This window comes from Pseudomonas sp. GW821-FHT12A04, assembly GCF_058807755.1.
On the sequence record NZ_JBXAQZ010000013.1, the window covers coordinates 186024 to 211130 of the forward strand.

The window sequence follows — 25107 nt, forward strand, 5'->3', positions numbered from 1 at the left end:
GGTAGTGGTTTATGCAAGTTAAGCGTTTTTTCGCCGCCGATATGCGTCAGGCCATGAAGCTGGTTCGCGATGAGTTGGGCGCTGATGCCGCCATCATTGGCAACCGCCGGATCGCCGGGGGGGTCGAACTGACAGCTGCGCTGGATTACAAGTTGTCGGCGCTGGCGCCGCGGGTTCCGAACATGGAACTCGAAGACGAATTGCGCAAGACTCAGTCGCGGATCGTCACCGCCCAGGCCGAATTGAGCCTGCGTGGCGATGGCGAGAGCGACAATGCAACCAATCGCCAACTGTTCGCCGGATTGCCGTTGACTGCCGCCGAGCCTCTGATCGAGCCGACCTACGCCGAACCCCGTCGCCCCGCGCCGGCCGCTGCGCCAGCGTCCGGTGGCGTGGACCCGCGCGCGTTCGACTCGATGCGTTTCGAGCTCAACAGCCTGCGCGAACTCATGGAAGTACAACTCGGCTCCCTGGCCTGGAATCAGCTGCAAGGCAGCCGTCCGGACCAGGCCAACCTCTGGCGTCGCCTGCAACGTATCGGCCTGTCTGGCCCGCTGTCGCGCGACCTGCTGGCAATGATCACCGAAATCGAAGAGCCTCGTCAGGCCTGGCGTATGTTGCTGGCGCACCTGGCGCGCATGATCGTTACTCCGGAAGTCGAGCCGCTGGAAGAGGGTGGAGTGATCGCCATGGTCGGCCCTGCCGGCATGGGCAAGACCACCACCCTGGCCAAGCTGGCCGCCCGTTACGTGCTCAAGTACGGCGCGCAGAACATTGCGTTGGTGAGCATGGACAGCTTCCGCATCGGCGCCCAGGAACAGCTCAAGACCCTGGGGCGCATTCTCAATGTGTCGGTGACCCACGTCGATCCCGGCCAGTCCCTGGTGCAGGCCCTGGAGCCGTTGCTGCGCAAACGCGTGGTGCTGATCGATACCGCGGGCCTGCAGGCCAGCGATCCGGCGCTGCGCATGCAGCTCGAAAGCCTGGCCGGTCGCGGCATCAAATCAAAAAATTATCTGGTCCTGGCAACCACCAGCCAGAAACAGGTTCTAACGGCCGCGTATCACAGTTACAAGCGCTGCGGGCTCTCCGGCTGCATTCTGACTAAACTGGATGAAACGGCTAGTCTGGGTGAGGTGTTGAGCCTTGCCATCAGCCATGAACTGCCGGTGGCTTACCTGACCGATGGCCCGCGGATCCCGGATGATTTGCATCTGCCGCGCCGTCATCAATTGGTCAGCCGCGCCGTGAGCGTGCAAATGCAGGAAGAACCCAGCGAAGAAGCCATGGCTGACATGTTCGCTGACATCTACCACAGCCCGACCAAGCAGGTTGGCTGAGGTAATAATGAACAGTTTTTGTACCTACATCGATGGTCTGCCATGCATTGTTCCGTTTGTGAACGCGCAGCCAGTAATGTGGCCTCCGTCTATGCAAGACAAGGTAAAGAAATAACATGGGCAGCATGCATCCCGTACAGGTGATCGCGGTGACCGGCGGCAAAGGTGGCGTCGGGAAAACTAATGTGTCAGTGAACTTGTCCCTGGCTTTGGCCGAACTTGGCCGGCGCGTCATGCTGTTGGACGCCGACCTGGGACTGGCGAACGTCGACGTTCTGCTGGGCCTGACACCCAAACGTACCCTGGCCGACGTGATCGAGGGCCGCTGCGAACTGCGCGATGTATTGCTGCAGGGACCCGGCGGCATCCGTATCGTTCCGGCCGCATCCGGCACTCAGAGCATGGTGCATCTGAGCCCCGCGCAACACGCCGGCCTGATCCAGGCCTTCAGTGATATCGGCGATAACCTCGACGTACTGGTGATCGACACCGCTGCGGGCATTGGTGACTCGGTAGTCAGTTTCGTCCGCGCAGCCCAGGAAGTGCTGCTGGTGGTGTGCGACGAGCCGACCTCGATCACCGATGCCTACGCCTTGATCAAGTTGCTCAATCGCGACTACGGCATGAACCGCTTCCGCGTCCTGGCCAACATGGCCCAGAGCCCGCAGGAAGGACGCAACCTGTTCGCCAAGTTGACCAAGGTCACGGATCGCTTCCTCGACGTCGCCCTGCAATACGTCGGTGCGGTGCCTTACGACGAAAGCGTGCGCAAGGCCGTGCAGAAGCAGCGCGCCGTCTACGAGGCCTTTCCGCGTTCCAAGTGCTCGCTGGCATTCAAGGCCATCGCGCAGAAGGTTGATACCTGGCCGCTGCCTGCCAACCCGCGCGGGCACCTGGAGTTTTTCGTCGAGCGCCTCGTGCAGCAGACAGCAGGACCTGTTCTATGACAGCCAGCGGCTACAACCTCTACAAGAAGTCGGCACGTGATGCGCAGTACGAGCTGATCGAGCGTTACGCGCCGCTGGTTAAACGCATTGCCTACCACTTGCTGGCGCGTTTACCGGCCAGTGTCCAGGTCGAAGACCTGATCCAGGCCGGGATGATTGGCCTGCTTGAAGTGTCGACCAAATATGACGCCGGCAAAGGCGCCAGTTTCGAGACGTACGCGGGCATACGAATCCGCGGCGCCATGCTCGATGAAGTGCGCAAGGGGGACTGGGCGCCACGTTCGGTCCACCGCAATACGCGCATGGTCAGCGATGCCATTCGCTCGATTGAAGCTAAAACCGGCCGTGACGCTAAAGATCACGAAGTTGCGGCCGAACTCCAATTGAGTCTCGACGATTACTACGGGATTTTGAACGACACCCTGGGCAGCCGGCTGTTCAGTTTCGACGACCTGTTGCAGGACGGCGAACACGAAGGGCTGCACGAGGATGGCGCGAGTGCTCATGTCGAGCCGTCACGCGACCTGGAGGATGAACGCTTCCAGGCTGCGCTGGCGGATGCGATTGCCAATTTGCCGGAGCGTGAGCGACTGGTGTTGGCGCTGTACTACGACGAAGAGTTGAATCTCAAGGAAATCGGTGAGGTCCTGGGGGTCAGCGAATCTCGGGTCAGCCAGTTACACAGCCAGTGCGCGGCCCGTTTACGGGGGCGTTTGGGGGAGTGGCGAGCGCGCTGAAGGCAGTGTGGGGACACTGCGAACGAGGCCGGTGTGGTGTTGAACTGCGCCGGTCGCGATCTGTTGTGCTCCAGACAGTCATTGAGTGCTTTGCCGGATTGATTGAAATGGCGTGTCCAGGTGCTGGGCGCGTTTAAGACTGCTTGGAGGTCGAATTGGACAAGAACATGAAAATCCTCATCGTTGATGACTTCTCAACGATGCGGCGGATCATCAAGAACCTGCTGCGTGACCTTGGGTTCACCAACACCGTCGAGGCCGACGATGGCACTACCGCCATCCCGGTGCTCAACAGCGGAAGCATCGACTTTCTGGTAACGGACTGGAACATGCCTGGCATGACCGGTATCGATCTGCTGCGCCACGTGCGTGCCGATGAAAAGCTCAAGCACCTGCCGGTGCTGATGGTGACCGCTGAAGCCAAGCGCGAGCAGATCATCGAAGCGGCCCAGGCCGGCGTTAACGGCTATGTGGTCAAGCCCTTCACGGCCCAGGCGTTGAAAGAAAAAATCGAGAAGATTTTCGAACGCATCGGTTGATGAGTGCGCCACGGGGGAGCTATGGGCAATAACGAAACTTCATTGGGCGATTTTGAATCGACCCTGAAAAAACACGCCGTCGAATTGGTCGAGAGCCTTGAAAAAGGCAAGTTCGGCGACGCGGTGCAATTGATCCATGAGCTCAACCAGACCCGTGACCGCGGCCTGTATCAGGAAGTGGGCAAGCTCACCCGCGAACTGCATAGCGCGATCGTCAATTTCCAGATTGACCCGCACATGCCGCAGGCCGAAGAAGTGTCGCAGATCACCGACGCCACCGAGCGCCTGGGGTATGTGGTCAAGCTGACCGAGGCTGCGGCCAACCGCACCATGGATCTGGTGGAAAGTGCCACGCCGCTGGTCAATGGCCTGGCCGATGAAGCCAAGGTGTTGAGCGCGGACTGGGGGCGCTTCATGCGTCGCGAAGTCGGCGCCGAAGAGTTTCGTGAACTGGCCCGGCGGGTCGACGGGTTCCTGACGCGCAGCGGCACGGACAATCGCGCGGTGTCGGGCAACCTGAACGACATCCTGCTCGCCCAGGATTACCAGGACCTCACAGGCCAGGTGATCAAGCGTGTGACCCAGTTGGTCACCGAAGTTGAAAGCAACCTGCTCAAGCTCGTGCTGATGGCCAGTCAGGTGGACCGCTTTGCGGGCATCGAACATGACCGTGAAGCGATGCTTGCTGAAAAAGATCCACAAAAACATCTCTCTCAGGGTGAAGGTCCGCAGATTCATGCCGATAAAAGAGAAGACGTTGTGTCCGGTCAGGACGATGTGGACGATTTGCTATCCAGCCTAGGGTTTTAGAATTTTAGGCATTTTAGGTTTTTAGACCTTTAGGAGCACCCCCTTAATGAGCTTCGGCGCCGATGAAGAGATCCTTCAGGATTTCCTGGTTGAGGCCGGCGAGATTCTAGAGCAACTGTCCGAGCAACTGGTCGAGCTGGAAAGCCGCCCGGATGATGCGGATTTGCTCAATGCAATTTTTCGCGGTTTTCACACTGTAAAAGGAGGCGCCGGCTTCCTCCAGCTCAACGAACTGGTGGAGTGTTGCCACATCGCCGAGAACGTGTTCGACATCCTGCGCAAGGGTGAGCGTCGCGTCGACTCGGAACTGATGGACGTGGTTCTCGAAGCGCTGGACGCGGTGAACAGCATGTTCAGCGAAGTCCGCGAACGCAGCCCGATCACGGCCGCGACACCGGAACTGCTCGCGGCACTGGCCCGTCTGGCCGAGCCGCAATCGGCTGACGAGGCGGCTGCCGCACCTGTCGTCGCCGTGGTCCAAGCGCCTGTGGCTGAAAGCGAGTCGGGCGATATCACCGACAATGAATTCGAACAACTGCTGGACTCGCTGAACGCCGTCAAGGCCCAGGCCGAGGCCCCGGCGGCTGTTCCAGCGCCTGCCGGCAATGCCGCTGGCAGCGACGAAATCACCGATGCCGAGTTCGAGTCGTTGCTCGATCAACTGCACGGTAAAGGCCAGTTCGCCGTTGACGCGGTGGTCCCGGCACCGGCTGCGCCAGAAGCCCCGAAAGCGGCTGGCGACAGTTCCGATATTACTGACGACGAATTCGAAGCACTGCTCGACCAGCTGCACGGCAAGGGTAATTTTGCTGTCGAGGCGCTGGAGTCGGCCATTGCTTCTGTGCCTGCACCCGCGGCACCAAGCGCGGTGGCGGCCGGCAGCGATCTGATTTCCGATCACGAGTTCGAAGCGCTGCTCGACGAATTGCACGGCAAAGGCAAGTTCACTGAAGTGGGCGCGACGGTTGGAACGGCAACCGGCGCCAACGCCTCGGTTGCGGCACCTGCCGCCAAGGCAGCCGCGCCGAAACCGGTGGCCAGGGCCCCCGAGCCAAAAACCGAAGCGCCGGCCCCGGCAACTGCTACACCGGCATCGTCCCGTGCCCCGGCCGCGCCACCGGCGGAAAAGCCGGCGAGCGAAGCCGAGACCACGGTACGTGTCGATACCGCGCGTCTGGACGAGATCATGAACATGGTCGGCGAGTTGGTGCTGGTGCGTAACCGCCTGGTCCGCCTGGGCCTCAACAGCGGCGACGAAGCCATGTCCAAGGCCGTGTCGAACCTCGACGTGGTCACCGCCGACTTGCAAACCGCAGTCATGAAGACCCGGATGCAACCGATCAAGAAAGTCTTCGGGCGCTTCCCGCGCCTGGTTCGCGACTTGGCCCGCCAGCTCAAGAAAGAGATCAACCTGGAGCTGGTCGGCGAAGAAACCGACCTCGACAAGAACCTCGTCGAGGCCCTGGCCGACCCGCTGGTCCACTTGGTGCGCAACGCGGTTGACCACGGCATCGAGTCGCCGGAAGAACGCGAAGCCTCGGGCAAGGCCCGGGGTGGCAAGGTGATCCTGGCGGCGGAGCAGGAAGGCGACCACATCCTGCTGTCGATCTCCGACGACGGCAAGGGCATGGACCCGAACGTGCTGCGTTCCATCGCGGTAAAACGCGGTGTGATGGACAAGGACGCCGCCGATCGCCTGAGCGACACCGAATGCTACAACCTGATCTTCGCCCCGGGTTTCTCGACCAAGACCGAGATTTCCGACGTATCGGGTCGTGGCGTGGGCATGGACGTGGTGAAAACCAAGATTTCCCAGCTCAACGGCTCGATCAACATCTACTCGGCCAAGGGCCAGGGTTCGAAGATCGTCATCAAGGTGCCGCTGACCCTGGCGATCATGCCGACGCTGATGGTCATGCTCGGTAACCAGGCGTTCGCGTTCCCGCTGGTGAACGTCAACGAGATCTTCCACCTCGACCTGTCGACCACCAACGTCGTGGACGGCCAGGAAGTGGTGATCGTGCGGGACAAGGCGCTGCCATTGTTCTATCTCAAACGCTGGCTGGTCAGCTCCGCCGCTCACGAAGAGCAGCGCGAGGGCCATGTGGTGATCCTTTCGGTGGGCACGCAGCGGATCGGCTTTGTCGTCGATCAACTGGTGGGCCAGGAAGAAGTAGTCATCAAGCCATTGGGCAAAATGCTCCAGGGAACCCCGGGCATGTCCGGCGCCACCATCACCGGTGACGGCCGCATCGCGCTGATTCTCGATGTTCCGAGCATGCTCAAGCGTTACGCCACACGGCGTATTTGATTCTGGTGGAGCGAGGCGCCTGGCCTCGCTCCATCTAATGGAGTGTTTATGGCAGTCAAAGTCCTGGTGGTGGACGATTCGGGTTTTTTCCGCCGCCGCGTCTCGGAAATTCTTTCAGCGGATTCCAATATCCAGGTCGTCGGCACGGCGACCAACGGCAAAGAGGCGATCGATCAGGCGCTGGCCCTCAAGCCGGATGTGATCACCATGGACTACGAGATGCCGATGATGGACGGCATCACCGCCGTGCGGCACATCATGCAACGCTGCCCGACCCCGGTCCTGATGTTCTCCTCGCTGACCCACGAAGGCGCCCGGGTCACCCTCGATGCGCTGGATGCCGGCGCGGTGGACTTCCTGCCGAAGAATTTCGAAGACATCTCGCGCAACCCCGAGAAGGTCAAGCAACTGTTGTGCGAGAAGATCCTGAGCATCTCGCGCAGCAATCGTCGCGTCAGCACTTACAGCGCTCCGGCCCCTGTGACCGCACTTGCTCCAACAGCTGCGCCTTCGAGCGTCGGCAGTTACGGCAGCAGCGCGCCCGTGCGTCCGGCACCGATCCCTGCGCGTACGCATGCGGCCACTGCGTCGTCGCCCGCGCCGAAACGCAAAGCCTTCAAACTGGTGGCCATCGGTACGTCCACCGGCGGCCCGGTCGCCCTGCAGCGAGTGTTGACTCAATTGCCGGCCAACTTCCCGGCCCCGATCGTGCTGGTTCAACACATGCCGGCGGCCTTCACCAAGGCCTTCGCCGAACGCCTGGACAAGCTCTGCCGCATCAGCGTCAAGGAAGCCGAGGATGGCGATATCCTGCGTCCGGGCCTGGCGCTACTGGCACCGGGTGGCAAACAGATGATGATCGACGGCCGCGGCGCGGTGAAAATCCTCCCGGGTGACGAGCGTCTCAATTACAAGCCGTGCGTGGACATCACCTTCGGTTCGGCAGCCAAGACCTACGGTGACAAAGTTCTGGCGGTGGTCCTGACCGGCATGGGCGCCGACGGCCGCGAAGGCGCGCGCCTGCTCAAGCAGGGCGGCAGTTCGATCTGGGCCCAGGACGAAGCCAGTTGCGTGATCTACGGCATGCCGATGGCCATCGTCAAAGCCGAGCTCGCCGACGCGGTGTACAGCCTGGACGACATTGGCAAGCACCTGGTCGAGGCCTGTATCTGATGGATGTTCTAAGCCTGATTGGCATCATCATGGCCTTTGTCGCGATCATCGGCGGCAACTACCTTGAAGGCGGTCACCTCGGCGCCCTGGCCAACGGCCCGGCAGCGCTGATCGTGCTCGGCGGCACCATTGGCGCCGCGCTACTGCAATCGCCGATGAGTGCCTTCAAGCGTGCCATGCAGATCCTCGCCTGGATCCTGTTCCCGCCCCGTGTCGATCTGGCCGGTGGCATCGACCGCGTGGTGAACTGGAGCCTGACCGCCCGCAAGGAAGGCCTGCTGGGCCTTGAAGGCATCGCCGACGCCGAGCCGGACAACTACGCACGCAAAGGCCTGCAACTGCTGGTTGACGGCGCCGAGCCGGAAGCGATCCGCAGCATTCTGGAAGTGGACTTCTACACCCAGGAAAGCCGCGACATCGAAGCGGCCAAAGTCTTCGAAAGCATGGGCGGTTACGCGCCGACCATCGGCATCATCGGTGCGGTCATGGGCCTGATTCATGTCATGGGCAACCTCGCTGATCCATCGCAACTGGGCAGCGGTATTGCCGTGGCGTTCGTCGCCACTATCTACGGTGTGGCCAGTGCCAACCTGGTGCTGCTGCCGATTGCCGCCAAACTCAAATCCATCGCGTTACGTCAGTCGCGTTATCGCGAGATGTTGCTGGAAGGGCTCCTGTCGATCGCCGAAGGTGAAAACCCTCGCTCCATTGAGTTGAAGCTTCAGGGCTTCATGGATTAAGGGAATAAGCTCATGGCCCGTCGTCGACATCAGGAAGAACACGTTAACCACGAGCGCTGGCTGGTGTCCTACGCGGACTTCATCACCTTGCTGTTCGCCTTTTTCGTGGTGATGTACTCCATCTCGTCGATCAACGAAGGCAAGTACAAGGTCATTTCCGAGGCATTGATCGGGGTCTTTACCGACTCCGACCGTTCGATCAAGCCGATCCTCATCGGTGACGAGCGGCCGAAGACCGTGACCCCGGCCAAGCCGCTGGTCAAGGACAGTGACCAGGTCGATGCCGGCGTCTCCGGCGCCAGCGATCCGCTCAAGAGCATCGCCGACGACATCAGTGCGGCGTTCGGTGACCTGATCAGCTCCAACCAGATGACCGTGCGCGGCAACGAGTTGTGGGTTGAGATCGAGCTCAATTCCAGCCTGCTGTTCGGCAGTGGCGACGCCATGCCCAGCGACATCGCGTTCAACATCATCGACAAGGTCGCGGCGATCCTGAAGCCGTTCGACAACCCGATCCATGTCGAAGGTTTCACTGACGATCAGCCGATCCGCACCGCGCAGTACCCGACCAACTGGGAGCTGTCCTCGGCCCGCTCGGCCAGCATCGTGCGCATGCTGGCGATGCAGGGGGTGAACCCCGGTCGCCTGGCTTCAGTGGGCTACGGCGAGTTTCAGCCGGTGGCCAACAACGCCACCGCCGAAGGCCGCGCCCGCAACCGTCGCGTGGTGCTGGTGGTGTCGCGCAACCTCGATGTTCGCCGCAGCCTGACCGGTACCGGAACCGCCCATGCGCAACCGGATGCCGCATTGAAGCGTGCTGGCACACAAACTGCACCGACCCCGGTCAAGTCGCCGGTACGAGAGAACGCCGTCAATTCTCCGTCACCCGCATTAACACGTTGAGCTATTTCTCGGTCGATCCGTTCGGCCGGGAGGAACAATCCGAATGAGAGTCTGGGCAGTCGCCAATCAAAAGGGTGGTGTCGGTAAAACCACTTCCTCCATCGCTTTAGCCGGTTTACTGGCGGAGGCGGGCAAGCGCGTGGTCGTGGTTGATCTCGACCCCCATGGCTCCATGACCAGCTACTTCGGCTACGATCCCGACGCCCTGGAGCACAGCAGCTACGATTTGTTCCTGCACAAAGGCAACGTGCCCCAAGGCCTGCCGGGTCAACTGCTGCTGTCGACCAGTGACGAGCGCATCTCCCTGTTGCCCTCCAGCACCGCACTGGCCACCCTTGAGCGCCAGTCGCCGGGGCAGAGCGGTTTGGGCCTGGTGATTGCCAAGAGCCTGGCGCAACTGTGGCAGGACTTCGATTACGCCGTGATCGACAGCCCGCCATTGCTCGGCGTGCTGATGGTCAATGCCTTGGCGGCGAGCCAGCAACTGGTGATCCCGGTGCAGACCGAGCATCTGGCGGTCAAAGGCCTTGAGCGCATGGTCAACACCCTGGCGATGATCAATCGCTCTCGCAAACAGGCGCTGCCCTTCACCATCGTGCCAACCCTGTTTGACCGCCGCACCCAGGCGTCCCTCGGAACGTTGCGCGTGCTGCGCGACAAATTCCCCGACGAAATCTGGCAAGGCTATATCCCGGTGGACACGCGCCTGCGCGATGCCAGCCGCGCCGGTCTGACGCCTTCACAATTCGACGGCAAGAGCCGTGGCGTTCTCGCTTACCGTGCGTTGCTCAAGCATCTGCTGGCGGCGCAACTTGTGCCGCAGGTGGCATGAGATGAAACCAATCCCTGTAGGAGCGAGCTTGCTCGCGATGGACGACAACGATTACGCGCGCTGTCTGGATGATCGCGTTTCCCGACAGTTTTTCGCGAGCAAGCTCGCTCCTGCAGGGGGGCAGCCATGAACCGGCCGTTTAAGACCACCTCGCGCCCGCAACTGGCGCTTCAGTCTTATCTGGACAGCTTGCTGCAGGACATCACCGAGGAATTTGCGCCACAAATCGAAGCGCCTCCCCGGGTGGTCGAGGTTGAAGCGGCGCTGGACGAATTCCAGGCGGCAGTGCTCGAAGAACAGGCCCACGATGCGCAGAAAATTGTGGTTGCTCCCGCTCCTGTGGTCACGCCGGTAGCGAAGGCTCCAGTAGCTGTGGTCGAAGCACCGACACCCATGCTGGCGCCGGTATCGACCATCGCACCGTTGCTCCAGGCGTTGGTGCCGCCGGCCGTCGAGGTGCAGCCAGCACCGGAGCCAGCTGTTGTCGAAGTGCCTCAGGCACTGGTGCCGCCAGTCGTCGAAGTTCATCTGCCGCCAAGCAATACGCCGCCACCGGTGGAAACCGACGGTCGTCCGTCCTGGGCTGCCGAACCCTTCGAATGCCTGCTGTTCGATGTCGCCGGCTTGACCCTGGCGGTGCCGCTGGTGTGCCTGGGGTCGATTTACTCCCTGGCCGGCCACGAGTTGACCCCATTGTTCGGCCAGCCCGAATGGTTCCTGGGCATCCTGCCGAGCCAGGCCGGCAATCTCAAGGTGCTCGATACCGCGCGTTGGGTCATGCCCGACCGATACCGCGACGATTTCAAGCAAGGTCTGCAATACGTGATTTCGGTGCAAGGCTACGAGTGGGGGCTGGCAGTGCATCAGGTCAGTCGCTCGTTGCGCCTGAACCCGAATGAAATCAAATGGAGAAGTCACCGAGGTCAGCGGCCATGGCTCGCCGGCACGGTAATTGAACACATGTGCGCCTTGCTCGATGTCGCCTCACTGGCCGAGTTGATCGCCAGCGGCGGAGCCCGGCACATGTCCGGCGACAAGCCGGGCCACAAACCGACATCAGTCAAATAAACAAAACAGGCGACGTCACATCTGATGATGTTGCACAGAACACACACCGCCAGGGCGGTTTCTTGAGGGGTCAGGGTATGAATGACAAGGCAACGGCGGCAAAAGGTTCCGAAGATCCGATCCTGCAATGGGTCACCTTCAAGCTGGACAACGAGACCTACGGCATCAACGTGATGCGCGTCCAGGAAGTCCTGCGTTACACCGAAATCGCCCCGGTCCCGGGTGCCCCGAGCTACGTGCTGGGCATCATCAACCTGCGCGGCAACGTCGTGACCGTGATCGACACCCGCCAGCGCTTCGGCCTGATGAATGCCGAGATCAGCGACAACACCCGTATCGTCATCATCGAAGCCGACAAGCAGGTGGTCGGGATCATGGTCGACAGCGTGGCCGAAGTGGTTTACCTGCGTCAGTCGGAAATCGAAACCGCGCCGAACGTGGGTAACGAAGAGTCCGCCAAGTTCATTCAAGGCGTATGCAACAAGAACAACGAATTGCTCATCCTGGTCGAGCTCGACAAGATGATGAGCGAAGAAGAATGGTCGGAACTGGAGAGTATCTGATTGATTCTCGAGGTTGCGGTCATTGTCCTGTTCCTGTTTTGGGCAGGCACGCTGGCAATGTTCCTGGCGTACATTCGCGGTCAAAAGCAGATCGCCGCGCAACAGGCCCAGGGTGATGCGCTGCGCGATCAGCGCATCAAGGACCTGGCCAGGCGCGTCGAGGATTACCAGAACGGCAATGTGCGCATGGGCGAGGACCTGCATGAACTGCGGGCGATCGTTGCGCCCCTGCCGGACAAACTCGCCCAGCTGGAACAACGCGACCCCTCAAGCCTGTCGTTCGCCCAGGCGGCGCGACTGGTCGGGATGGGCGCCAGCGTCAACGAACTGACCCAGTCCTGCGGCTTGACCCAGGCTGAGGCGGAGTTGATGAGCAAGTTGCACAAGAACAGCTAGAAATCTGTAGGAGCGAGCTTGCTCGCGATGGTCGTCAACGATGACGCGGGCCTCCTGGAGAAACGCGGCGCTCATACCTCCATCGTGAGCAAGCTCGCTCCTACAAAGGTTCCATGTCGGACACAGAACATGTGTTCACCGCAGATCATCTGTGGGAGCGAGCTTGCTCGCGATGGACGTCAACGATGACGCGGGCTTCCTGGAGAAACGCGGCGCTCATGCCTCCATCGCGAGCAGGCTCGCTCCTACAGTGGTTCTATGTCGGACACAGAACATGTGTTCACCGCAGATCATCTGTGGGAGCGAGCTTGCTCGCGATGGACGTTAACGATGACGCGGGCTTCCTGGAGAAACGCGGCGCTCATGCCTCCATCGCGAGCAAGCTCGCTCCTACAATGGTTCCATGTCGGACATGGAACATGAGTTCACCTGTGGGAGCGAGCTTGCTCGCGATGGCGTACTCGAAAACTCAATAATCATCCCCTCGCTCGGTAATATCCTTCTCGACCATCAGTCCATCCGCATCCTGCCCCGCCGGAAACTTCCCCTTCAAACTCCACGCAAACGCAATGATCTCGGCAATCGTCAGATAGAGTTCCTGCGGAATGCTGTCCCCCAGTTCCATGCGCGCCAGCAGTCTCACCAGTTCGGCGTTTTCGTAGATCGGCACTTCGCAGTCGCGGGCAATGCGCAGGATTTCTTCCGCCAGCTCTTCGTCGCCCTTGGCGGTGAGGGTGGGGGCGTGGGTGCCGTCGTATTTGAGGGCGATGGCCTGGCGTGGAGCGTTGGGGTTTTTCATGCGGTTTCGTCGACCCAGCGTTGTTCGAGGCGGGTTTGCGGGCCTTGGGGCGGTGTACCGAGGTGGCAGTCCAGGTCGCCGACGTTCAGGCCGGCGGACAGCAGGCGATCACGCAGCCCGGCCAAATTGCTTCCGATCAGGCTGGCGGTGTATGGCCGCTCGGCCCAGAGTTGGCCGCAGAGGCTGCCCTTGACCAGTTGCGCCTGGATTTGCAGCGGCCCCAAAGGCTCCATGGAGAAGGCCAGCTCCACACGCCACAGCTGTTGCTTGGGTTCGTGTTCTTCGCGACGTTCCTTTGGCTGTTGTTTTTCGGCGGCGTCTTCGCGCTGGAACTTGACCTGCAAGGGCACGATGTCCTGCATATTGCGCATCGGGATTTCCAGCTGCCAGGTGCTCATCAGCCGTCCGTCGGCGGTTACGCCGGTCTGTTCCAGGCTCGACAGTTGATGGCTTTGCAGGCGTGAAACCGCGGCGGCGGCCAGGCGAAGCAGGTGTTCGAGGTCGTTTTCACCGTCGGCACCTTTTAACAGACGTTCGGGCAGCGGGAAACCGGTCGGCGACGGCTTGGCACTGACCTGACCGAGCATGCCCAGGGCATTGCGGACAAAATTCGGCATGGCCTGGGCCAGGGTATTGGCGGCGATGATCGCGCCGAGGCTGGTGTTGGCTGGCAAGCCCTGACTCAACTGCGCAACCAGTTTGAGCAAATCGCCTTTCATGTCCGGCGCGAGCGTCGGGTTTTGCCCGGTCAGCAGTTTGCTTTCGAGAAACATGCCGCTGCTGGCCAGGGCCTGGGCCAGGCCCTTGGGGGTGCTCAACTGTTGAACATCCGGTAAGCCGGCGAGCAAACGGGCAGCAGCGCTGCGCAATTCAACGGATGTCTGGTCCGAGGGCGGAAGGTTCTGCAGGCGCATGAGCAAGCTATCCAGCGAGCCCTGGCGGCTTTGCTGGTCGACCAGTTGCTGGGTCACCGCCAGTTGTTCCTGTCGGCTGCTCAGGGGTACGAACTTCACGGTCTGGGCGTCCTGCACCTGTGCGCTCAACAAGGTGCCGATGCGCAAGGGTTGCGGGCTGTCGATGCTCAGTGTGCTGCCGCTCAGTGCGGTGTTGAGCAGGCCCACCATCGAGCGAAACACCATGGGCTGGCCGGGCACCTGGGGCAGCACTTGCGAGGTCAGCACTTTGCCCTGTAGCAGGGTGCCAACGGGCAGTTGCGCGGTGTCGAGGCGGGTGAGGGTGGCGACGTTGGAAGCAATGGCCTGTTGTACCGTCACGGCCAGGTTGCCGGCCGAGGGTTGGGTGACGACCAGCGTGGTGCCCTGGGCCAGCGGTTGATTGCTGGTGGTCTGGACCGTGGTCTGGCGACCGCTGTCGAGGGTGACCTTGAGCAGCAGCTGGAAAGTCTGGTCCGCCTGCTTGAGCGACAACACTTCGGCCTGGGCGGTTTGACCGACGCTGATCAGCCCCTCCACTGGCGTCAGCAACTTGAGCAACTCACCGCTGACCACCTGCGGGCGCGAAGTCGCCTGGAGGGTTTGCGGTAGCGGGAGGATGTTCATTTCGCCTGTCATACGCGGTCACAACCTGAGGAAAATGCACTCTTTAGAGTAAGGTATGGCATGTATAATGCCGCGCCGTTGTATCCAATAATGGCGAAAACTTTGCAATTGTTTGACGCAGCTCTCTAGAACAAGACGCCAATGCATCTATGCTGCATCTCTTTAACGGCCGCGCCAGAGCCGACTTGAACCGTATAAGGCCCGTGATCCCTTGACCAGTCCTGTCCTGCAAACCGTTGCCCTTGCCTGTGAGCGAGACCTTCGGCTGCTCTTCGAAAATCTCGATTTGAGACTGGCCAGTGGCGAAATGATGCAAATCAGCGGCCCCAACGGCAGCGGCAAGACCAGCCTGTTGCGCCTGCTCTCGGGGCTGATGCAGCCGACCGCCGGTCAAGTGCTGCTCAACGGCCAGCCGCTGAATGAACAACGCGGTGAGCTGGCGCGCAACCTGCTGTGGATCGGCCATGCGGCCGGGATCAAGGATTTGCTGACGCCGGAAGAGAACCTGAGCTGGCTGTGCGCCTTGCATCATCCGGCGACCCATGCGGCGATCTGGCAGGCGCTGGCCGCGGTCGGGCTGCGCGGATTCGAGGATGTTCCCTGTCATACGTTGTCCGCCGGACAACAGCGGCGCGTTGCCCTGGCACGGCTGTATCTGGACAGTCCGCCGCTGTGGATCCTCGATGAACCCTTTACCGCCCTCGACAAGCAGGGCGTGGCGCAACTGGAAGAACACCTGGCCGGCCACTGCGAACGCGGCGGCATGGTGGTGTTGACCACCCACCACACGCTGAGCCGGATGCCGGCCGGTTATCGCGACATCGATCTGGGGAGCTGGGCCGTATGAGTGTTTTCGGCCTGCTGGTCGCCCGCGAGGCTCGTCTGCTGTTTCGCCGTCCGGCTGAACTGGCCAATCCGCTGGTGTTCTTCGCCATCGTCGTTTCCCTGTTCCCGTTGGCGGTCGGCCCCGAGTCTCAATTGTTGCAAACCTTGTCTCCGGGGTTGGTCTGGGTCGCGGCACTTTTATCGGTTCTGCTCTCGCTGGACGGGCTTTTCCGCAGTGATTTCGAAGACGGATCCCTTGAGCAGTGGGTCCTTTCGCCGCACCCCCTGCCTCTTCTGGTTTTGGCCAAAGTGCTGGCACACTGGGCTTTTTCCGGTCTGGCACTGGTTTTGCTCGCACCCTTGCTGGCGCTGATGCTCGGTTTGCCTGCCGCCTGTCTGCCGGTGTTGCTGCTTTCGTTGCTGCTCGGTACACCGGTACTGAGCCTGCTCGGTGCGGTGGGTGCGGCGCTGACAGTAGGTTTGAAGCGCGGCGGCCTGTTGCTGGCACTGCTGATTCTGCCGTTGTACATCCCGGTATTGATCCTTGGCAGTGGCGCCTTGCAGGCGGCCTTGCAGGGAATGCCGGCGACCGGTTATCTCCTATGGCTTGGCAGCCTGACCGCCTTGGCGATAACCCTGACACCTTTTGCAATAGCCGCTGGCTTGAAGATCAGCGTCGGCGAATAATGAGGTCTGGTCAAAAATTGATCAGTAAAGGCCCTGGCTCTTCACAGTAAAGAGCAACCGTGATGGAAACAGTATGAACTGGACGTGGTTTCACAAACTCGGCTCGCCCAAATGGTTTTACGGTATCAGCGGCAGAATGCTGCCCTGGCTGAGCGTCGCGGCGTTGCTGCTGATCGGCGTTGGCGTGGTCTGGGGCCTGGCCTTCGCGCCGCCGGACTACCAGCAGGGCAACAGCTTCCGCATCATCTATATCCACGTTCCGGCCGCCATGCTGGCGCAGTCCATCTACGTGATGCTGGCCGTGTGCGGCATCGTCGGCCTTGTGTGGAAGATGAAACTGGCCGACGTCGCCCTGCAATGCGCGGCGCCCATCGGCGCCTGGATGACCGCCGTGGCGCTGGTCACCGGGGCCATCTGGGGCAAGCCGACCTGGGGCTCGTGGTGGGTCTGGGATGCACGCCTTACGTCCATGCTTATCCTGCTGTTCCTGTACTTCGGTCTCATTGCATTGGGCAACGCCATCAGCAATCGTGACAGCGCGGCCAAGGCCTGTGCGGTGCTGGCGATCGTTGGTGTGATCAACATCCCGATCATCAAGTACTCGGTGGAGTGGTGGAACACCCTGCACCAGGGCGCGACCTTCACCCTCACCGAAAAACCGGCGATGCCAGCCGAGATGTGGCTGCCACTGCTGCTGACGGCGCTGGGTTTCTACTGTTTCTTCGGCGCGGTCCTGCTGCTGCGCATGCGTCTTGAAGTGCTCAAGCGCGAAGCCCGGGCCAGTTGGGTCAAAACCGAAGTCGAAAACAGCCTGGAGGTCGCTCGATGAGTTTTGCTTCATTCGGCGACTTCGTCGCCATGGGTCATCATGGCCTGTATGTCTGGTCAGCCTATGGCATCTGCCTGGCGGTATTGGCCCTCAACGTGGCGGCGCCGATCCTGGCCCGCAAGCGGTATCTGCAACAAGAGGCGCGCCGTCTGCGCCGGGAGAACGGCAAGTGAATCCGCTGCGTAAAAAGCGTCTTATCATCATTCTCGCGATCCTGGTCGGGGTCGGCGCTGCCGTTGGCCTGGCCCTGAGTGCCCTGCAGCAGAACATCAACCTGTTTTACACACCGACCCAGATCGCCAACGGCGAAGCCCCGCAGGACACGCGTATCCGTGCCGGCGGCATGGTCGAGGCCGGTTCCTTGCAGCGCTCCGGCGACTCGCTGGACGTGAAGTTTGTCGTCACCGACTTCAACAAATCCGTGACCATCACTTATCGCGGCATCCTGCCGGACCTGTTCCGCGAAGGGCAGGGCATTGTTGCCCTGGGCAAACTCAATGCTGACGGCGTCGTGGTGGCCGATGAAGTGCTGGCCAAGCACGATGAAAAGTACATGCCGCCGGAAGTGACCAAGGCGTTGAAAGACAGCGGCCAGTCGGCACCCACTCCCGCGAAAGAGGGCTAACTGATGACAGCTGGAATCTTCATTCCCGAATTGGGCCACCTGGCCATGATCCTGGCGCTGTGTTTCGCGCTGGTTCAGGCCGTGGTGCCATTGGTCGGTGCCTGGCGCGGTGACCGCTTCTGGATGAGCCTGGCCCAGCCGGCCGCGTGGGGGCAGTTCGCGTTCTTGCTGTTCGCCTTCGGTTGCCTGACCTACGCTTTCATGGTCGACGATTTCTCCGTGGCCTATGTGGCCAACAACTCCAACAGTGCCTTGCCGTGGTACTACAAGTTCAGCGCCGTGTGGGGTGCCCACGAAGGTTCCCTGCTGTTGTGGGCCTTGATTCTCGGCGGCTGGACCTTTGCGGTATCGGTGTTTTCCCGGCAATTGCCGCAGGTCATGCTGGCCCGCGTGCTGGCGGTGATGGGCATGATCAGCACCGGTTTCCTGCTATTCCTGATCATGACCTCCAACCCGTTCAAGCGCATCCTGCCGCAAATGCCCACCGACGGTGCCGACCTCAACCCGCTGCTGCAAGACATCGGCCTGATCGTTCACCCGCCGATGCTGTACATGGGCTACGTCGGCTTCTCGGTGGCCTTCGCCTTCGCCATCGCCGCGCTGATGGGCGGTCGCCTGGACGCCGCCTGGGCGCGCTGGTCGCGTCCGTGGACCATCGTGGCCTGGGCGTTCCTCGGTATTGGTATCACCCTTGGTTCGTGGTGGGCCTATTACGAACTCGGCTGGGGTGGCTGGTGGTTCTGGGATCCGGTGGAAAACGCCTCGTTCATGCCATGGCTGGTGGGCACCGCACTGATTCACTCGTTGGCGGTCACGGAAAAACGTGGCGTGTTCAAAAGCTGGACCGTGTTGCTGGCCATCGCCGCATTCTCCTTGAGCCTGCTGGGTACCTTCCTCGTGCGTTCCGGCGTGCTGACCTCGGTGCACGCCTTTGCGTCCGACCCGGAGCGCGGGGTGTTCATCCTGATTTTCCTGCTGTTCGTGGTCGGTGGTTCGCTGACGCTGTTCGCCCTGCGCGCGCCGGTGGTCAAGAGCCAGGTGGGCTTCAACCTCTGGTCCCGGGAAACCCTGCTGCTGGGTAACAACCTGGTGCTGGTGGTGGCCGCGTCGATGATTCTGCTCGGCACCTTGTATCCGCTGATTCTGGACGCCATGACCGGCGCCAAGCTGTCCGTCGGCCCGCCATACTTCAACGCGCTGTTCATTCCGTTGATGGCATTGCTGATGGTGGTGATGGCGGTCGGCGTGATCGTGCGCTGGAAAGACACTCCGGTGAAATGGCTGGTAAGCATGCTCACCCCGGTCCTGCTCGGCAGTGCCGCGCTGGCCGTAGTGGCCGGCATCGCCTACGGCGATTTCAACTGGGCCGTGCTCGCGACCTTCATGCTCGCTGCCTGGGTGTTGCTGGCCGGCGTGCGTGACATCTTCGACAAGACTCGCCACAAGGGCCTGATCAAAGGACTGCCAACCCTGACCCGCAGCTACTGGGGCATGCAGATCGCGCACCTGGGTATCGCCGTGTGTGCGCTGGGTGTCGTGCTGTCGAGCCAGAACAGTGCCGAGCGCGACCTGCGCCTGGCGCCCGGTGAATCCATGGACCTGGGCGGCTATCAGTTCGTCTTCGAAGGCGCCAAACACTTCGAAGGCCCGAACTTCACCTCCGACAAGGGCACCGTGCGGGTGATCCGCAACGGCAAGGAAATCAGCGTGCTGCACCCGGAAAAACGCCTCTATACCGTGCAGAACTCGGTGATGACCGAAGCGGGTATCGACGCCGGTTTCACCCGCGACCTCTATGTCGCCCTCGGTGAACCACTGGGTAACGGCGCCTGGGCTGTGCGTGTGCACGTCAAGCCGTTCGTGCGCTGGATCTGGTTCGGCGGCTTGCTGACAGGTGCAGGCGGGTTGCTGGCGGCGCTGGATCGGCGTTATCGGGTCAAGGTCAAAAGCCGCGTGCGCGAAGCACTGGGCATGTCGGGAGCCACTGCATGAAGCGTTGGTTGATGTTGCTGCCACTGGCGATTTTTCTGGTGGTCGCGGTATTCCTTTACCGTGGGTTGTACCTGGATCCGGCCGAGCTGCCTTCGGCCATGATCAACAAGCCGTTCCCGGAGTTTTCCCTGCCGTCGGTGCAGGGCGACAAGACCCTGACCCGCGCTGACATTCTGGGCAAACCGGCGCTGGTCAACGTCTGGGGCACCTGGTGCATTTCCTGCCGGGTCGAGCACCCGGTGTTGAACAAACTGGCCCAGCAGGGCGTGGTGATCTACGGCATCAACTACAAGGACGTCAACGCCGATGCCTTGAAGTGGCTGAAGGACTTCCACAATCCGTATGCGCTGGACATTCGTGACGACGAAGGCTCGTTGGGCCTGAACCTCGGCGTGTATGGCGCACCGGAAACCTTCTTCATCGACGCCAAAGGCATCATCCGTGACAAGTTCGTCGGCGTGATCGACGAGCAGGTCTGGCGTGAAAAACTGGCGGGCAAGTACCAGGCGCTGGTCGACGAGGCCAAGCCATGAAGCGCTGGATCGCTGCCGTTGTCCTGGGCTTGAGCCTGGCGGGCGTGGCCCACGCGGCCATCGACACCTACGAGTTCGCCAAGGAAGAAGACCGCGAGCGTTTCCGCGAGTTGACCAAGGAGCTGCGTTGCCCCAAGTGCCAGAATCAGGACATCGCCGATTCCAACGCACCGATTGCCGCCGACCTGCGCAAAGAGATTTACCGCATGCTCGGCGAGGGCAAGGACAACCAGCAGATCATCGACTTCATGGTCGATCGCTACGGTGATTTCGTCCGCTACAAGCCTGCGCTGAACGCCAAGACCGCCTTGCTCTGGTTTGGCCCCGCCGGCCTGCTGCTGGGCGGTGTCGTGATCATCGCGGTGATCGTCCGCCGTCGTCGCGTGCAACGCGCCGGCACCCCGGACTCGCTTTCTGCCGAGGAGCGCTCGCGCCTCGACCACCTGTTGGATAAAACCAAGAATGATTGATTTCTGGCTCGCTGCAGGTCTGCTGCTTCTGGTTGCCCTGAGTTTTCTGTTGATCCCGGTGCTGCGCAGCCGTCGCGCCCAGCGCGAAGAGGATCGTACCGCCCTGAACGTCGCGCTGTATCAGGAGCGCGTGACTGAGTTGCAGACTCAGCAGGAAGAGGGCGTGCTCGATGCCGCGCAAATGGACGCCGGTCGCGCCGAAGCTGCCCGTGAGTTGCTGGCGGACACCGAAGGCGCTGAAGCGCCACGGGTGTCGCGTCTGGGCAAACCCTTGCCGTTGCTGGCGGCCATTCTGGTGCCGGTGCTGGGCCTGGGCCTGTATCTGCATTTCGGTGCCAGCGACAAGGTCGAACTGACCCGCGAATTCTCCCAGGCACCCCAGTCGATGGAAGAGATGACGCGGCGCCTGGAACGTGCGGTCGCCGCTCAACCGGATTCCGCTGAAGGCATGTATTTCCTCGGTCGCACCTACATGGCTCAGGATCGTCCGGCGGACGCGGCGAAGATGTTCGAACGCACCGTGAGCCTGGCCGGTCGCCAGCCCGAGTTGCTCGGTCAATGGGCCCAGGCCCAGTACTTCGCCGATGGCAAGAAGTGGTCGGACAAGGTCCAGGCCCTGACCGACGAAGCGCTCAAGACCGATCCGAAAGAAGTCACCAGCCTTGGCTTGCTTGGCATTGCCGCGTTTGAAAGCGAGCGTTATCAGGACGCCATCGATTACTGGAATCGCCTGTTGGCGCAGCTGCCGCCGGAGGACAAGTCCCGCGAGGCGCTGCAAGGCGGAATTACCCGGGCCACGGAAAAGCTGGTGGCCAGTGGCGGCAAGGTTGCACAAGCACCGGCGGCAAAGGCCTCGGCGTTGCTCAAGGTCAGTGTCGATCTGGCCGCGGACCTCAAATCCAAGGTCCAGCCTGGCGACAGCGTGTTCATCTTCGCTCGTGCGATCTCCGGTCCTCCGGCCCCGCTGGCGGTCAAGCGCATGACCGTGGCCGACCTGCCGGTGACCGTCGAACTGGGCGATGCCGACGCAATGATGCCGCAATTGAAACTGTCGAACTTCCCTGAAGTCCAACTGGTTGCGCGCATTTCCCGCGCCGGCAAACCGACCGCCGGCGAATGGATTGGTCGCAGCCAGCCCCTGGCCAGCAGCACCACCGCGCCGCAGACACTGACCATCGACAGCCCGGATAAATAACAGGAAACGCCACCATGACCGCCATTGCTCGTATTGCCCTGCTCAGCGCTGTTTTGGGGTTAAGCGCTTGTGCGGTCCAGCAACCAACGGAACATCAGGCACCACCACCGTTCCCGCCGTCGCAGCCCAGCCCCACGCCATCGACGTCGCCTGTACCGAGCAAGCCGACCATCCCGGCCAAACCCTCCAAGCCGTTGCCACGCACTTCTGCCAGCTTCGCGCCACCACCGGGGGGCAATAGCCATTGGGATCCGAAGCTTGGGGTGTATGTGCTTGATGACCAGCCCAATACCTTTTATCGCCAACGTACCTATTACCGCTGGGATAATGGTTGGAGTCGGTCGATTAGTCCGCAAGGGCCGTGGGAAGATACTGACATCCAGGGTGTACCGGGTGGCCTGGGACGGAAATTCGGGCAGTAACGCAAAAAAGGCGACCTTCGGGTCGCCTTTTTTGTGCCTGCCGGAATGTGATTGGTGGGTCACTGCTGAATTCTGTGGGAGCGAGCTTGCTCGCGATGGCGGCCTGAATGAGTCCATACATAAGGGCGGAACCCTAAATGGCCGTGACCGCAGAAACGGATATGTACACCGGTAAAAACACTCCGCCACCGCAGGCAAGCCAAGCACCCACAGCCTCCAACGCCGGATTGACCTGCGCTGCGAGGACACCCTCAGCGTAACCGTGACCCGCTGGAAAACCCGCTGGTGCAACCGGTGTCGGTGATGGATCATACGCGGGGCCTGCGGGCTGATCTGGCGCAAGCGCAATCAGGACGGTCTGTCGTGGGGCCGGCAAACAGGTCGAAAAATGAAGAGGGTGGTTTGATGGCGGGCAGGTTGATCTATCTCATCGGGCCTTCAGGTTCGGGCAAGGACAGCCTGCTGGATGCCGCGCGAACACGGTTGGCCGAACGCGGCTGCCGCGTCGTGCGGCGGGTCATCACGCGTTCGGCGGAAGCCGTGGGCGAAGCGGCGCTGGGCGTCAGTGAACAGCAGTTCTCCGAAATGGAGGCCCAGGGCGCGTTTGCCCTGAGCTGGCACGCCAACGGGTTGTCCTATGGCATCCCGCGGGAAATCGACGATTGGCTGGCCGCCGGGCAGGACGTGCTGATCAATGGCTCTCGAGGGCATTTGCAGAACACGCGCCAGCGCTATCCGAACGCGTTGGTGCTGTTGTTGACTGTGGATCAGGCAGTACTGCGCCAGCGCTTGCTGGAACGCAGGCGGGAATCGCCGATCGAGATCGATCAGCGGTTGGCACGCAATGCCCGATTCAGCGAGCAATTGCTGGCGGAGGACCCGGCCGTGCACTTGCTCGACAACTCAGGGCCGCTTGAGCAAACGGTCGAACGGTTGCTGGTCTGCATTGACGAGTAACTCCCGGCTGCCTGTCAGGCCTTCCAGGCCAACAACCCCTGCACATACTCCACGAATGCCCGAGCGTTGGCGCTGGCCATTCTCCCTGTAGGGAAAACCGTCCACAAATCCAGGTCCGGCAGTGCCCAGTCCTTCATCACTTCCCGAACCGAACCGTCGGCCAGTTCCGGCGCAAACATCCATTGCGAGGCCATGGCCAGCCCTTGGTGGGCCAGCACGGCTTCTCGCAGGCCTTCGGCGGCATTGACGCGGATCCGACCGCTGACGATGACCGATTGCTCCTCGCCGGCCTTGTTGAACGGCCGATCCACTGTGGGAGCGAGCCTGCTCCGGGCGGCGATCCGACCGGGTTTTGAGGCTTACGCCGTCGCCAGCGAAGCCTTCTGCGAAGCACTCAAGAACCGCAACAACGCCAACAGCGGAAACGCGCTGCCGACGATCACGATCCACAACCAGCCACCGTGTTCGTACACCGCGCTGGCCACCGAAGAGCCGAAGGCGCCGCCGATGAAGATGCTGGTCATGTACAGCGCATTCAGGCGGCTGCGGCTTTTGCCGTCGAGGGCGTAGACGGCGCGTTGGCCGAGGACCATGTTCATCTGCACGCAGAAGTCGAGCACCACGCCGGTCACCGCCAGACCGATGACGCTGTAGGCCGGATGGATAAACGCCGGCATGAAACTCAAGCTGGCAAACAGCAGGGACAGCAACGATGCGATGCGGGTGTGACCGGCATCGGCCAGGCGACCGGCGATCGGGGCAGCAATGGCGCCGATGGCCCCGACCAGGGCGAAGATCGCGATCTCGCTTTGCGACAAACCGTGATTGCGCGCCAGTTCCAGCGGCACGGCGGTCCAGAACAGGCTGAAGGTGGCAAACATGCAGCCCTGGTAAAACGCACGCTGGCGCAGGACCGGTTGCTTGCGCAATAGCGTCCACAGAGAGCCCAGCAACTGGCCATAGGACGCGCTGTGATCAGGCTCACGCTTGGGAATGGTCACGGCCAGCACGATGCTGATGGCCGCCATCAACACTGCGGCAATCACAAACATCGCCCGCCAGCCAAAGTGGTCGGCCACCACGCTGGACACCGGTCGGGCCAGCAGAATGCCGAGCAACAACCCACCCATGATCCCGCCCACCACACGACCACGGGTTTCTTCCGGTGCCAGGTGCGCGGCCAACGGAATCAGGATTTGCACCGAAACCGAACTGAAGCCCACCAACAGCGAAATCAGCAAAAACACGTTCGGCTGGTCGGTAAACGCCGCACCTAGCAGGCTGACAATTGCCACTAGCGTGGTGATGATCATCAACCGGCGGTTCTCCAGCAGATCCCCCAGCGGCACCAGGAAAAACAGTCCCAGCGCATAGCCGATCTGAGTCAAGGAAACGATCAGGCTGGCCATGGTGTTGGTCAGGCCAATGTCCGGCGCGATCAGGCCGATGATCGGCTGGGCGTAGTAGATATTGGCGACAATGGCGCCGCAGCAGAAGGCGAACAGCAGCACCATGCCTCGGGTCATTGTCGCGGTGCCGTGGGGCACCTGGGTCGCTGGGTTCATAACGGGTCTCGCTGTACGGAAAGGAATGCGCGCAGGCTAATGGGCTGACTGAAACGGCGGAAGTGGGATTGGAGTGATAGCAATCATTCCATTGCGGAATGACTGACGAACGTGTGTGTCTTGCGTCAGAACATCGAGGGTGAATGATACATTCACTTACATCTTGTTCGTGAAGATCGTGACCTTTGTGACGCAGGGCGCTGACGGCACGCTCACCGCCCAATCCATTTCGGCGGGCAAGGATGGCGTGACGCCGCCGATGTAGCGGGAGGTCGCAGAACCTGTGGGAG

Annotated in this window: 27 protein-coding genes and 2 pseudogenes; 25 read left to right on the forward strand and 4 right to left on the reverse strand. The window is 61.4% G+C overall.

What is annotated here, in order from left to right:
• The first annotated feature begins 11 nt into the window (after nucleotides 1–11).
• The 13 genes from flhF (at nucleotide 12) to AC1RS8_RS21165 (ending at nucleotide 12359) form a co-directional block, all read left to right on the forward strand.
• A complete protein-coding gene (flhF, locus tag AC1RS8_RS21105; RefSeq protein WP_057715874.1) occupies nucleotides 12–1340 on the forward strand; it encodes a flagellar biosynthesis GTPase FlhF in 1329 nt (442 codons plus the stop codon).
• A 116-nt stretch (nucleotides 1341–1456) separates the two neighbouring features.
• The gene (gene fleN / locus AC1RS8_RS21110) at nucleotides 1457–2287 is read left to right on the forward strand and encodes a flagellar synthesis regulator FleN (protein ID WP_008001746.1); all 831 of its coding nucleotides are present in this window, start codon (nucleotides 1457–1459) and stop codon (nucleotides 2285–2287) included.
• Nucleotides 2284–3024, forward strand: coding sequence for an RNA polymerase sigma factor FliA (fliA, locus tag AC1RS8_RS21115; protein ID WP_057715873.1), 741 nt, complete (start codon nucleotides 2284–2286; stop codon nucleotides 3022–3024). The genes fleN and fliA overlap by 4 nt, the downstream gene beginning before the upstream one ends.
• 167 nt (nucleotides 3025–3191) lie before the next feature.
• A complete protein-coding gene (locus AC1RS8_RS21120) occupies nucleotides 3192–3563 on the forward strand; it encodes a chemotaxis response regulator CheY (protein WP_003183998.1) in 372 nt (123 codons plus the stop codon).
• A gap of 21 nt (nucleotides 3564–3584) precedes the next feature.
• A complete protein-coding gene (locus AC1RS8_RS21125) occupies nucleotides 3585–4373 on the forward strand; it encodes a protein phosphatase CheZ (protein WP_008052267.1) in 789 nt (262 codons plus the stop codon).
• A gap of 46 nt (nucleotides 4374–4419) precedes the next feature.
• Entirely contained in the window at nucleotides 4420–6684 is a 2265-nt protein-coding gene (locus AC1RS8_RS21130) for a chemotaxis protein CheA (RefSeq protein WP_489340015.1), read from the forward strand.
• Nucleotides 6685–6732: 48 nt separating this feature from the next.
• Nucleotides 6733–7857, forward strand: a complete 1125-nt coding sequence (locus AC1RS8_RS21135) for a protein-glutamate methylesterase/protein-glutamine glutaminase (protein WP_407515203.1) — start codon at nucleotides 6733–6735, stop codon at nucleotides 7855–7857.
• The gene (locus tag AC1RS8_RS21140; protein WP_057715870.1) at nucleotides 7857–8597 is read left to right on the forward strand and encodes a flagellar motor protein; all 741 of its coding nucleotides are present in this window, start codon (nucleotides 7857–7859) and stop codon (nucleotides 8595–8597) included. Before AC1RS8_RS21135 ends, AC1RS8_RS21140 begins: the two co-directional genes overlap by 1 nt.
• A gap of 12 nt (nucleotides 8598–8609) precedes the next feature.
• Nucleotides 8610–9500, forward strand: a complete 891-nt coding sequence (gene motD, locus AC1RS8_RS21145; RefSeq protein ID WP_489340017.1) for a flagellar motor protein MotD — start codon at nucleotides 8610–8612, stop codon at nucleotides 9498–9500.
• 43 nt (nucleotides 9501–9543) lie between these two features.
• Complete coding sequence (locus tag AC1RS8_RS21150; protein ID WP_008000390.1) at nucleotides 9544–10332, forward strand: ParA family protein; 789 nt, start codon at nucleotides 9544–9546, stop codon at nucleotides 10330–10332.
• 126 nt (nucleotides 10333–10458) lie between these two features.
• The gene (locus AC1RS8_RS21155) at nucleotides 10459–11400 is read left to right on the forward strand and encodes a CheW domain-containing protein (protein WP_090453851.1); all 942 of its coding nucleotides are present in this window, start codon (nucleotides 10459–10461) and stop codon (nucleotides 11398–11400) included.
• 77 nt (nucleotides 11401–11477) lie between these two features.
• The gene (locus AC1RS8_RS21160; RefSeq protein WP_007980742.1) at nucleotides 11478–11963 is read left to right on the forward strand and encodes a chemotaxis protein CheW; all 486 of its coding nucleotides are present in this window, start codon (nucleotides 11478–11480) and stop codon (nucleotides 11961–11963) included.
• Nucleotides 11964–12359, forward strand: coding sequence for a DUF2802 domain-containing protein (locus AC1RS8_RS21165; protein ID WP_218497117.1), 396 nt, complete (start codon nucleotides 11964–11966; stop codon nucleotides 12357–12359).
• Between the two features lie 469 nt (nucleotides 12360–12828).
• On the opposite strand, the gene AC1RS8_RS21170 is transcribed toward AC1RS8_RS21165, so the two are convergent.
• Both AC1RS8_RS21170 and fliK read right to left on the reverse strand, forming a co-directional pair.
• Complete coding sequence (locus AC1RS8_RS21170) at nucleotides 12829–13158, reverse strand: EscU/YscU/HrcU family type III secretion system export apparatus switch protein (protein ID WP_489340018.1); 330 nt, start codon at nucleotides 13156–13158, stop codon at nucleotides 12829–12831.
• Entirely contained in the window at nucleotides 13155–14729 is a 1575-nt protein-coding gene (gene fliK, locus AC1RS8_RS21175) for a flagellar hook-length control protein FliK (RefSeq protein WP_489340019.1), read from the reverse strand. Before fliK ends, AC1RS8_RS21170 begins: the two co-directional genes overlap by 4 nt.
• Before the next feature lie 199 nt (nucleotides 14730–14928).
• Here fliK and ccmA point away from each other — a divergent pair, with 199 nt between their 5' ends.
• From ccmA to phnN, 11 genes are all read left to right on the forward strand, one after another.
• Entirely contained in the window at nucleotides 14929–15564 is a 636-nt protein-coding gene (ccmA, locus tag AC1RS8_RS21180; RefSeq protein ID WP_429521398.1) for a cytochrome c biogenesis heme-transporting ATPase CcmA, read from the forward strand.
• Nucleotides 15561–16229 carry a heme exporter protein CcmB gene (gene ccmB / locus AC1RS8_RS21185; RefSeq protein ID WP_007983326.1) on the forward strand — a complete coding sequence of 223 codons (669 nt, stop codon included), beginning with the start codon at nucleotides 15561–15563 and terminating at the stop codon, nucleotides 16227–16229. The genes ccmA and ccmB overlap by 4 nt, the downstream gene beginning before the upstream one ends.
• 73 nt (nucleotides 16230–16302) lie before the next feature.
• Complete coding sequence (locus AC1RS8_RS21190) at nucleotides 16303–17058, forward strand: heme ABC transporter permease (RefSeq protein ID WP_090453858.1); 756 nt, start codon at nucleotides 16303–16305, stop codon at nucleotides 17056–17058.
• Nucleotides 17055–17231 (forward strand): heme exporter protein CcmD, encoded by a 177-nt coding sequence (gene ccmD / locus AC1RS8_RS21195; RefSeq protein WP_057715863.1) that lies wholly within the window; start codon nucleotides 17055–17057, stop codon nucleotides 17229–17231. The genes AC1RS8_RS21190 and ccmD overlap by 4 nt, the downstream gene beginning before the upstream one ends.
• The gene (gene ccmE / locus AC1RS8_RS21200; RefSeq protein ID WP_008052305.1) at nucleotides 17228–17683 is read left to right on the forward strand and encodes a cytochrome c maturation protein CcmE; all 456 of its coding nucleotides are present in this window, start codon (nucleotides 17228–17230) and stop codon (nucleotides 17681–17683) included. The genes ccmD and ccmE overlap by 4 nt, the downstream gene beginning before the upstream one ends.
• A gap of 3 nt (nucleotides 17684–17686) precedes the next feature.
• Nucleotides 17687–19675 carry a heme lyase CcmF/NrfE family subunit gene (locus tag AC1RS8_RS21205; RefSeq protein ID WP_057715862.1) on the forward strand — a complete coding sequence of 663 codons (1989 nt, stop codon included), beginning with the start codon at nucleotides 17687–17689 and terminating at the stop codon, nucleotides 19673–19675.
• On the forward strand, nucleotides 19672–20208 hold the full coding sequence (locus tag AC1RS8_RS21210; protein ID WP_150724492.1) for a DsbE family thiol:disulfide interchange protein: 537 nt from the start codon (nucleotides 19672–19674) through the stop codon (nucleotides 20206–20208). The genes AC1RS8_RS21205 and AC1RS8_RS21210 overlap by 4 nt, the downstream gene beginning before the upstream one ends.
• Nucleotides 20205–20678, forward strand: a complete 474-nt coding sequence (locus AC1RS8_RS21215; protein ID WP_489340020.1) for a cytochrome c-type biogenesis protein — start codon at nucleotides 20205–20207, stop codon at nucleotides 20676–20678. Before AC1RS8_RS21210 ends, AC1RS8_RS21215 begins: the two co-directional genes overlap by 4 nt.
• Nucleotides 20671–21873 (forward strand): c-type cytochrome biogenesis protein CcmI, encoded by a 1203-nt coding sequence (gene ccmI, locus AC1RS8_RS21220; RefSeq protein WP_057715859.1) that lies wholly within the window; start codon nucleotides 20671–20673, stop codon nucleotides 21871–21873. Before AC1RS8_RS21215 ends, ccmI begins: the two co-directional genes overlap by 8 nt.
• Before the next feature lie 14 nt (nucleotides 21874–21887).
• A complete protein-coding gene (locus AC1RS8_RS21225) occupies nucleotides 21888–22295 on the forward strand; it encodes a hypothetical protein (RefSeq protein WP_079246789.1) in 408 nt (135 codons plus the stop codon).
• A 405-nt stretch (nucleotides 22296–22700) separates the two neighbouring features.
• Nucleotides 22701–23252, forward strand: a complete 552-nt coding sequence (phnN, locus tag AC1RS8_RS21230) for a phosphonate metabolism protein/1,5-bisphosphokinase (PRPP-forming) PhnN (protein WP_218497258.1) — start codon at nucleotides 22701–22703, stop codon at nucleotides 23250–23252.
• A gap of 14 nt (nucleotides 23253–23266) precedes the next feature.
• On the opposite strand, the pseudogene AC1RS8_RS21235 reads toward phnN, so the two are convergent.
• Together AC1RS8_RS21235 and AC1RS8_RS21240 are read right to left on the reverse strand one after the other, a co-directional pair.
• Nucleotides 23267–23551 (reverse strand): annotated as a pseudogene (locus tag AC1RS8_RS21235) (LysR substrate-binding domain-containing protein); the annotation flags it as partial.
• Between the two features lie 60 nt (nucleotides 23552–23611).
• Entirely contained in the window at nucleotides 23612–24817 is a 1206-nt protein-coding gene (locus AC1RS8_RS21240; protein WP_489340021.1) for an MFS transporter, read from the reverse strand.
• A 169-nt stretch (nucleotides 24818–24986) separates the two neighbouring features.
• On the opposite strand from AC1RS8_RS21240, the pseudogene AC1RS8_RS21245 reads away from it, so the two are divergent.
• Nucleotides 24987–25082 (forward strand): annotated as a pseudogene (locus AC1RS8_RS21245) (hypothetical protein); the annotation flags it as partial.
• Nucleotides 25083–25107 lie beyond the last annotated feature (25 nt).

Excerpts from the sequence above, each read along its gene's own strand:
- AC1RS8_RS21160 (WP_007980742.1), top strand. The coding sequence starts at position 11,478 with ATGAATGACAAGGCAACGGCGGCAAAAGGTTCCGAAGATCCGATCCTG.
- AC1RS8_RS21205 (WP_057715862.1), top strand. The coding sequence starts at position 17,687 with ATGACAGCTGGAATCTTCATTCCCGAATTGGGCCACCTGGCCATGATC.
- AC1RS8_RS21215 (WP_489340020.1), top strand. The coding sequence starts at position 20,205 with ATGAAGCGCTGGATCGCTGCCGTTGTCCTGGGCTTGAGCCTGGCGGGC.
- flhF (WP_057715874.1), top strand. The coding sequence starts at position 12 with ATGCAAGTTAAGCGTTTTTTCGCCGCCGATATGCGTCAGGCCATGAAG.
- fliA (WP_057715873.1), top strand. The coding sequence starts at position 2,284 with ATGACAGCCAGCGGCTACAACCTCTACAAGAAGTCGGCACGTGATGCG.
- motD (WP_489340017.1), top strand. The coding sequence starts at position 8,610 with ATGGCCCGTCGTCGACATCAGGAAGAACACGTTAACCACGAGCGCTGG.
- ccmI (WP_057715859.1), top strand. The coding sequence starts at position 20,671 with ATGATTGATTTCTGGCTCGCTGCAGGTCTGCTGCTTCTGGTTGCCCTG.
- AC1RS8_RS21130 (WP_489340015.1), top strand. The coding sequence starts at position 4,420 with ATGAGCTTCGGCGCCGATGAAGAGATCCTTCAGGATTTCCTGGTTGAG.
- AC1RS8_RS21225 (WP_079246789.1), top strand. The coding sequence starts at position 21,888 with ATGACCGCCATTGCTCGTATTGCCCTGCTCAGCGCTGTTTTGGGGTTA.
- AC1RS8_RS21150 (WP_008000390.1), top strand. The coding sequence starts at position 9,544 with ATGAGAGTCTGGGCAGTCGCCAATCAAAAGGGTGGTGTCGGTAAAACC.
- fleN (WP_008001746.1), top strand. The coding sequence starts at position 1,457 with ATGGGCAGCATGCATCCCGTACAGGTGATCGCGGTGACCGGCGGCAAA.
- ccmB (WP_007983326.1), top strand. The coding sequence starts at position 15,561 with ATGAGTGTTTTCGGCCTGCTGGTCGCCCGCGAGGCTCGTCTGCTGTTT.
- AC1RS8_RS21240 (WP_489340021.1), bottom strand. The coding sequence starts at position 24,817 with ATGAACCCAGCGACCCAGGTGCCCCACGGCACCGCGACAATGACCCGA.
- AC1RS8_RS21190 (WP_090453858.1), top strand. The coding sequence starts at position 16,303 with ATGAACTGGACGTGGTTTCACAAACTCGGCTCGCCCAAATGGTTTTAC.
- AC1RS8_RS21170 (WP_489340018.1), bottom strand. The coding sequence starts at position 13,158 with ATGAAAAACCCCAACGCTCCACGCCAGGCCATCGCCCTCAAATACGAC.
- phnN (WP_218497258.1), top strand. The coding sequence starts at position 22,701 with ATGGCGGGCAGGTTGATCTATCTCATCGGGCCTTCAGGTTCGGGCAAG.
- AC1RS8_RS21155 (WP_090453851.1), top strand. The coding sequence starts at position 10,459 with ATGAACCGGCCGTTTAAGACCACCTCGCGCCCGCAACTGGCGCTTCAG.
- AC1RS8_RS21120 (WP_003183998.1), top strand. The coding sequence starts at position 3,192 with ATGAAAATCCTCATCGTTGATGACTTCTCAACGATGCGGCGGATCATC.
- AC1RS8_RS21125 (WP_008052267.1), top strand. The coding sequence starts at position 3,585 with ATGGGCAATAACGAAACTTCATTGGGCGATTTTGAATCGACCCTGAAA.
- AC1RS8_RS21135 (WP_407515203.1), top strand. The coding sequence starts at position 6,733 with ATGGCAGTCAAAGTCCTGGTGGTGGACGATTCGGGTTTTTTCCGCCGC.
- AC1RS8_RS21140 (WP_057715870.1), top strand. The coding sequence starts at position 7,857 with ATGGATGTTCTAAGCCTGATTGGCATCATCATGGCCTTTGTCGCGATC.
- fliK (WP_489340019.1), bottom strand. The coding sequence starts at position 14,729 with ATGACAGGCGAAATGAACATCCTCCCGCTACCGCAAACCCTCCAGGCG.
- ccmD (WP_057715863.1), top strand. The coding sequence starts at position 17,055 with ATGAGTTTTGCTTCATTCGGCGACTTCGTCGCCATGGGTCATCATGGC.
- AC1RS8_RS21210 (WP_150724492.1), top strand. The coding sequence starts at position 19,672 with ATGAAGCGTTGGTTGATGTTGCTGCCACTGGCGATTTTTCTGGTGGTC.